At 53.3% G+C, this 8,287-nt stretch carries 5 protein-coding genes and 1 pseudogene; 5 read left to right on the top strand and 1 reads right to left on the bottom strand.

What is annotated here, in order from left to right:
- Positions 1-254: pseudogene (locus FS320_RS46320) on the top strand (IS630 family transposase); the annotation flags it as partial.
- 164 nt (positions 255-418) lie between these two features.
- Entirely contained in the window at positions 419-1,525 is a 1,107-nt protein-coding gene (locus FS320_RS33380; protein WP_338105597.1) for a DegT/DnrJ/EryC1/StrS family aminotransferase, read from the top strand.
- A gap of 408 nt (positions 1,526-1,933) precedes the next feature.
- On the opposite strand, the gene FS320_RS33375 is transcribed toward FS320_RS33380, so the two are convergent.
- Positions 1,934-3,069, bottom strand: a protein-coding gene (locus FS320_RS33375; RefSeq protein WP_152716706.1) for an IS3 family transposase whose coding sequence is annotated in 2 segments (ribosomal slippage) — positions 1,934-2,814 and positions 2,814-3,069 — 1,137 coding nt in all. Because the reading frame shifts where the segments join, the coding sequence is not laid out codon by codon here.
- Positions 3,070-3,576: 507 nt separating this feature from the next.
- Here FS320_RS33375 and FS320_RS33370 point away from each other — a divergent pair.
- From FS320_RS33370 to FS320_RS33360, 3 genes are all read left to right on the top strand, one after another.
- Positions 3,577-5,796: a glycosyltransferase gene (locus tag FS320_RS33370; RefSeq protein WP_152716705.1), complete on the top strand. Its 2,220-nt coding sequence runs from the start codon at positions 3,577-3,579 to the stop codon at positions 5,794-5,796.
- 4 nt (positions 5,797-5,800) lie between these two features.
- A complete protein-coding gene (locus FS320_RS33365) occupies positions 5,801-7,465 on the top strand; it encodes a glycosyltransferase (protein ID WP_152716704.1) in 1,665 nt (554 codons plus the stop codon).
- A gap of 174 nt (positions 7,466-7,639) precedes the next feature.
- A complete protein-coding gene (locus FS320_RS33360) occupies positions 7,640-7,945 on the top strand; it encodes a hypothetical protein (RefSeq protein WP_338105596.1) in 306 nt (101 codons plus the stop codon).
- Positions 7,946-8,287: the final 342 nt, after the last annotated feature.

Here is an 8,287-nt window from a genome sequence, read left to right as displayed (position 1 = left end):
ATCCGCGCTTCCACCTGCACTTCACGCCGACCTCGGCCTCATGGCTCAACCAGGTTGAGCGCTTCTTTGCCCTGATCACCCAGGAGCGCATTCGGCGGGGCGCCTTCACGAGCGTGCCCGATCTGGAGAGTGCTATCATGGACTACCTGGAGCACCACAATGCCGACCCGAGACCCTTTGTCTGGACCGCCTCGGCCTCAGCTATCCTGGAAAAGGTCGCCCGTGCGAAACAAGCGTTAGAGTCACAACACTAGCGAAGTATGATTTCGCTAGAGGTCGGTAAGTGGGGTCACAATGATGGTTTGCTCACCGGAAGCGTGCTGAGCACTTGAGCCCCGACTTGACTTTCTTGATATTGCCGCTACGCGGAGAACCTCCGAGCTGGCGAATATTTGCTCCGTTAGAAGGTGCTTTGATGATTAGTATCCCGGTTTATCGTCCCCATTTTACAGGGAAGGAGAGGGAGTATGTACTAGATTGCCTTGATAGCGGGTGGATCTCGTCGCGTGGAGAGTACATAGCTCGCTTTGAGGACGCATGCCGGAGCTTTATTGGTGCTGAGCATGCGCTCAGCGTTTGCAATGGCACAGTTGCGCTCCATCTAGCATTGTTAGCATGCGGCATCGGTCCAGGCGATGAGGTCATTGTTCCGACACTCACATACATTGCTTCTGCAAACGCCATTCGATACGTGGGTGCAACTCCCGTTTTTGTGGAGTCTATGCCAGATACATGGCAGGTCGACCCGGCAGATGTTGAGCGAAAGATCACCTCTCGAACAAAAGCCATCATGGCTGTGCACCTTTATGGCTGTCCTTGCGACATGACGCGTTTGTGTGATCTGGCCCAGCGATACCACATAAAATTGATTGAAGATGCAGCAGAGGCATTTGGGACGCGCTGGCATGGTCGCCATGTGGGCACCTTTGGTGACGTTTCTACGTTCAGTTTCTTCGGCAACAAGACAATCACGACCGGCGAGGGTGGTCTCGTCGTATGTCAAGACCCCGCAATGTCTGAGCACATTGGGCTTCTCAAGAGCCAATATGCTTCACCTCATCGACGTTATTGGCATGAGGATATTGGGTACAATTATCGAATGACCAATATCACCGCTGCAATTGGGCTCGCACAAGTTGAGAAAGCCGACGAGATCCTTGCGGCCAAGCGACGTCTGGCAAGATCGTACGAGCAAAAGCTTGCCGACCTTCCGATTTCTTTTCACAACGAACCAGCTGGTGCTACGCACTCTTATTGGATGGTTTCTTTCCTTGTACCTTCTGCCGAGGATCGGGAGCCGCTACGGGATCATCTAGAGAAGATGGGTATTGAGACACGGCCGTTCTTCTACCCGGCACACACCATGCCGATGTACGCCGATCCTCGTCGCCCAAATTCAGCATTTCCAGTCGCAATTGACCTCGGTGCGCGCGGACTCAACCTCCCCAGTTTCCCCGATCTCACTGATGATGAAATTGAAAGCGTCGCGGAGGCAGTTCGTTCGTATTTCGAGATGTCCAGATAAACGACGATGAGGTGCTGCTTTAAGCCTGCCGGTCTTATGCCCTGTTATCCATTGCCACTTTGCTAATGATCTTCAGGGGCCTCCGGGATCGGAGGGGCGGGCATTGCGAAAGAGGCTGGTGATAGGTCCACGGCGTCGCTGCAGACGGCCTGAACTCGCAGCGGCGAGACAGTGCTCGCCCTGAATCGATCCCGCTAATCGAGCAATAAAATTGCTCACCAGCCTTCGAGACCCACCCGCCGCAGTTCTGCTTCCGTACGAGAACTGGGGTGATGGGGCTTGCTGGTCCTATGTGTTTTCCGAAGCGCCAGATCCCCTCCAATGGGCGGAGCTTCGTCATATTGGCTGAGGTGGCTCGGTTTGTCTGAACAGCGTTTTCGGTTCGCTAAGTGGAGTCTCTGCCGGGGGTTAGGCTGCCGCAAGCTGCGGCAGCGGGTTGAAGTAAGCCTGATCGGGTGTCCTCCGGTCAAGGCTCGAATGAGGCCTCCGGCCATTGTAAAAGGTCAGATACCGGCCGATCGAAGCGCGGGCCTCAGCGACAGTATCGTAGGCCCTCAGATAGACCTCCTCGTATTTGATGCTGCGCCACAGGCGCTCGACAAAAACGTTGTCGCGCCAGGCTCCCTTGCCGTCCATGCTGATTGCGATCTCGTTCTTGAGCAGCACGCTGGTGAAGTCGTGGCTGGTGAACTGACTACCTTGATCCGTGTTTAAGATCTCAGGGCAGCCATAGCGGGCGACAGCTTCTTCCACCGCCTCGATGCAAAAGGCTGCCTCCAAAGTGATGGACAGCCGCCAGGCCAGCACGCGCCGGCTGAACCAGTCGACCACCGCAGCCAGATAGACGAAGCCGCGGGCCATGGGGATGTAGGTGATGTCCATGGCCCACACCTGATTAGGGCGGGTGATCGGCAGCTTGCGCAGCAGATAGGGATAGACCTGATGCCCGGGCGCCGGCTTGGAGGTGCTGGGCTTGCGGTAGAGCGCCTCAATGTCCATCCGCTTCATCAGCGTGGAGACATGCAGGCGCCCGACCGTAAAGTTCTCCGCGACCAGCAGGTCGCGCAGCATCCGGCTGCCCGCAAACGGGAACTCCAGATGCAGTTCGTCCATCCGCCGCATGAGGGCCAGATCAGCCGCCGAGACAGCCTGTGGCTGATAATAGAGGCTGCCGCGGCTGATCCCGAGTTCCGCAGCTTGCCGGGCCAGCGGCAGGGCATGGCAGCGGTCGATCATCGCTTTGCGCTCGGCCACACTCCGGCTTTGCCGAGCGCGTGCTCTAAAAAATCGTTGGCCAGGGTCAGCTCACCAATCTTGGCATGCAGTGTCTTCACATCCACGGGTGGGTTCGCCGCTCCGGCCTTCTCGGCCCCGAACACGTCGGTAGCCCCGTCGAGGAGTTGGGCTTTCCATTGGGCGATCTGGTTGGGATGGACATCGAACTGTTGCGCCAACTCGGCGAGGGTCTTCTCGCCCTTCACGGCGGCTAGCGCCACTTTGGCCTTGAAAGCCGGAGAGTGATTGCGGCGGGGTCTCTTGCTCATGGTTTCTCCTGTTCGACAGCCATTCTGGCCGCTCTCAGGCCGAATCTCCACTTATCCCGCTGTCCGAATTTCCCGAGCCAGCTCTGAGAGCCACGGTTCAGTTGGCATTGACACGTGGCCTGAGAACACTTTTACGGAGGTTCGATGAGGCCCGATTCCTACTTGAATTAGTCGACGCTTATGGGTTTCGCCGTACACCTAACAACCGAAGCATCACCCTGTGCCGCAAATAGGCTCCGTGCTGACCTCCTTGCTCTTGTCGCGCGACACAGCGTAGTCACGCCCGAGGCTCTAAGCTGCATTAGATGATGCTTCAGGTTCAAGTCCATCCTGTCCGTGTGGGGCTAGACACCTGAGGGTGGGTCCTATACGCGACCACGCGACACTAAGTTATCACGGGAGGCACCTTTGCCTGACGGAAAACGCCGAGCACTCTGGCTGATTAATCATAGCACATTAAGAAAGTTCGAGGTCCCGCTACTCGAGTCGCTCGGATACGAAGTCTACTTGCCCAAGTCATTTCCATATGACGAGGGAAATTTGAGCGCATCTGTCGACTTCAGTCGTGATGCCACACTCACGATACCGAAACATGAACTAGATATTCTTAACGAGCACGATTTTTACAACGGGATGACCCCCGAGGTAGCCGAAATCGCGAATAAACATTTTGATGTCGCGTTTTGCGCCTTTTTCCCACGCCAGCTCGCGGCTCTCGTCAGAAACTTTAGAAATGTAATAGTTTTGCGCCCGTTTGGCCTCTCGAATGGCCAAACCTATACCGATATAACAATTAACAGCCTTGGCTATTACTTTATGCATGAAATCGAGCGGAGACAGGGTACGTTTTGGTTTGGCCAAGCCTACGATCACCTAGCTCATATCGAAACTGGGGTGTTCAAGCGGCGTGCTGTTACATTACCCCTTGGATTGCAAGACGCTCACGTTTCCCATATCTGGACAGGGACTGATCCTCGGATCCTGTTCGTCTGTCCGCGAATTAACACGTCATCATATTACAAGAACATTTATAACAACTTCCAGCGCACCTTTGCAGGGCTGCCGTACATCATCGGCGGAGCCCAGCCTATTCCAGTTTCAGATCCAAATGTCACAGGACACCTGTCAAATGACGAGTATGGACGGGTAATGCGCGAAGCAAGGCTTATGTTTTATCATAGCCAAGAAGAGCACCACCTTCATTATCACCCCCTTGAGGCAGTACGGGTCGGAATGCCCCTGATATTCATGGCAGGTGGTATGCTCGATAAATTGGGAGGCGAGAAACTTCCAGGCCGCTGCTCGTCGGAGCGGCAGGCGCGGCAAAAGGTTGAACGGGTTCTTTCAGGTGACAAGCGATTCATCAGTGCTGTCATAAAGTCACAATCTGCGCTTCTTTCGGCTGTGTCCCTCAACCACTGCGAGCCGATCTGGCGCGCGCAATTCGCCAAAATTGAAGAAAGCATCAAGGCGGTTGATAGGGACAATTCGTCCCCGGGAAAGAGGCGCTCGCGAGTAGCTGTGTTTCTGCCTTTGGATTTTCGCGGGGGGACACTAAACGCGGCAAAAATGACGGCTAAGATGTTGAAACTGGGCGCTGAAAGGCGCGGCGATGATATTGATGTAGTCTTTGCCTACCTGGACAAATCAATTTACAGCAAAAGCGATTTTGTCGATTTAGAAGAGCTTGGCATTTCAATGAGGCGCTATCATTGGAAGGTCATTTCAGGATCAGAGCTCGCCTCGATTCAAAAGCTTTCTGGATATACTACCACCCCAACAGAACAGAAGTACTTGCTTCCAGTTGATCATGCTTATGACTTTCTAGACTGTGACTTTTGGCTCCTAGCCACCAGCTCAATTGAACAGCCAATTGTACCGCTCCGCCCATACTGTGTATTTTCGCAGGACTTCTTGCAACGCTATTTTCCATCACCCTGGATCGACTACTATGAAAATGGTACCATCCAGACTGCACGAACCGCCGCATGCGTTTTTGCAAGTACGCCCCACACACTGGAGGACGTCGTACAGTATGTCGGTATCCCGCGACGGAAGACGGCACTCGTCCCTCTAGCCGTCGATTACAGCAAGCTTAAGACCGCTGATGAAGGCTCAGGCTTAGAAGGCCGCAGCAACTATTTTGTCTGGCCAACGAACGCAGCTCCTCATAAGAACCACCTGATGACCCTTGAAGCACTTTCCCGCTATTACCAGGTGCAACAGGGAGCGCTTGATTGCCATGTGACTGGTGTCAATAGCCAACTGCTAGACCCCGATTTTGCTGCAGATGAGTCAAAACTAACAAAGCACGTCAAAGAAGTACGAGCATATTTGGCTGCGCACCCCGCTCTAAAACAACGGATCCATTTTCTTGGCGACTTACCTGATGAGGAATATGCATCTGTAATTCGGGATGCGCAATTTCTGCTTCACAATGTAGTTATGGATAACGGGACGTATACGGTTATAGAGGCTGCATATGCAGGAACCCCCTCGCTGTCGAGTGACTATCCGCCCATGCGATATCTATCAGCCAAGTTCAGTTTGAATGTTGAGTTCTTTGATGCTCGAGAGCCACAGGAGCTCAGCGGTAAGCTGAAGTATATGGAGAAGCACTGGCATGATCACCGAAGCCGCTTACCAAACCGCGAGGAGCTAGAACGTTTCAGCTGGGAAACGACGGCATCTGAGTTTTACGGCGTGGTTCGTCCTTTTATCTGGTGATGTGATGAAAATCGGAATTTTTCTAGCGTATCGTCCGAATACCGAATTCACAAACCAGGGCCTCGGCAGACTGTTGGCGGAGCTAACCGATGGCTTCTTCAAACACGCCGGCGAGCCAGTGACCATTATCTGCCCCTCCTGGCTTCGTCGAGATATTACTCGCCTGCTTTCGCAGCTTCCAGAAGGCAGCGTGAGAATAGTATCGCCCCGCAAGCTGCCCGTTATAGTTAGAATGTATGACGCAGCGGCTAAGCGTGCTAAGGGTAGAGCTGGGCACGGCCGCTTACGGCGAATGTATAACTATCTGAGACGTCGAATAGTTTCTGTTGGCCAAAACATCTACAGTGGTATTGTTTCTGTCTTCAGCACTGATAACCTTCTCTTGTTTGTTGTTGCTGCAGTTGCACTAGCACTGCTTGGCACTATCTTAGCTATCGCGCTCTCACCTGTAATAGTAAGCCTAGTCGTTCTCATTCTACTGTTTGCCATCCTGAGACGCCTCCATCTGCGCTCTAAGGTGGGGGGCGTTGCCAGGCTCGTCCGAACCAAGACATCGAGCGTTATCAGACGCCTGCTTGGCCGCGAGCGGAATCCTATTCAGTGGTCTATCTTCAACAATGTAAAACGAAAGGAAATCGACCGCATGCTCGGCATGATCGAGACCATGCGGGACATTGATGTTTGGTATAGCCCAACGGTTTTCTGGCCTGAATTCAACGAGATCAAAGGCATCGGGGTGCAGTGTTTCCCAGATATGCTTCTCTCTGAGTTCCCAACCAGCTTCGCACTAGATAGTCCACGCAACTCGGAGATGGTCTATGATCAGGTCACGTCAGCTATCGCGGGAGGAAAATATTTCATCACCTACAGTGACGTTACTGCTGGACCTAGCCTGAGTGCAAAGTTTGGGGTTCCACGAGGCAACATATTCACTATTCCGCATGCTGCCATGCGGCTTGATAAACATATCGTCATTGATGGAGCAGCGAATAACGATGATGCTACCGATGCATTTGCATCCTCCCTTATAGCTGAGGTCCGGAATCTCAAATGGTCGGCGAGTGATTACCTTCGCAATTTCGACTTCTCTGACACGTCCTATCTTTTCTATGCTTCACAATTTCGGCCTAACAAGAATATTATGAACTTAGTCATCGGATGGGAGAAAGCCCTCAGAGAGCGGCATCAATATTGCAAACTAGTTCTTACAGGCGATATTGCCTACGCACCTGATGTTCGAAGCTACATTAATGAGCGCAGGTTGCAGTATGATGTGATCTTTGCTCACGATGTTTCGGAGAGGGTTCTTGCCGCTCTATACCGCCGTGCAGTGCTTGCGGTGAATCCCACGCTTTACGAAGGAGGATTTCCGTTTACCTTCACAGAAGGAATGTCGGTTGGGACCCCGAGCATTATGAGTCGCATCCCCCAAACTGAGCAAATGATCAAAGGTGATCTTGCGCGTATGATGCTCTTCGATCCGCTCTCGCCAGATGATATTGCTGACAAGATCGTATTCGGTCTCACTAATAGACGGGCCTTACTGGACGCCCAACGTCCGCTTTATGAGGAAATGCGCAAGCGCATGTGGGCTGACGTTGCTAGAGATCATGTAGTTGCATTCAACGAGATTATTCGGCGGGAGGCGAGCAGCAAGTCAGCAGCCTGAATGAAATGTATGCGTTACGAGCCTTTGCGTTGTCAGTTATTTCCCGGTCAAAGGTAAGCTGGATGCAGTCTTGAGTTCCCCTAAGGTTACTTTGCCTACATGATGCCGAGGTTCCATTCGACCGGAAAAGTCTGCGATGAAGTGAACCGTTAAGTATTTGATGTAAATGCTGCCGTGGAACTGGGCACCAACAGGCGTCCTGCAGGATCAGACGGCCTGATCATGGCGGCGATTGCGCACGTCCTCACCCTGGCTCGCGTCGCCGAACTTCTGGGCGAGGATGAGGATCTGCTACATGAGATCAGCCTTGAGATGGAGCCCGAGGACGGCGTGATCGGCGTGCACGGCATCGGCGACGACTATACCCCCGCCTTCACCGACTTCGGCATCGCGAACCTGCGCAAACGTATCGAGCTGCACAAAGCCGACGCTCGCCGCACGTCAGACGTCGCGGCTACAAAACTTGATCCCAGGTCCTGATCGGCCGGTTACGACCTATGCAGTCGCAAAAAAGCTAAAATCTGCTCACCTTCGCACAAGTTTTCGAACGGCTTGGAGAAGGCGCCAGCCTCTGGAGTTCTCCATAGATTGAACCAGTTCAACGAGCTCGCGCTCTCTTGCTCTGAGCCAATCCGTCTCGCTGACTAAAATCTTTAATGATTGCGCTAGGTCAGTCAGTTCACGCTCTCGCGCTTTTATTGATCCGGCTTGGGAGATCTTGAAATCCACGACCGGTCGGACCAGATCGACGGGATGAAGCATATAGACATGCGCAAGCTGCCAGCAGCAGCACAAGAGGAGCGTCGGCGACAGGTGGTGGGG

The sequence above is a fragment of the Microvirga tunisiensis genome (assembly GCF_009296175.1).
GTDB lineage: Bacteria > Pseudomonadota > Alphaproteobacteria > Rhizobiales > Beijerinckiaceae > Microvirga > Microvirga tunisiensis.
The sequence above is the reverse complement of the archived record's forward strand: the minus strand, read 5'-3'. Positions and strand labels throughout refer to the sequence as shown.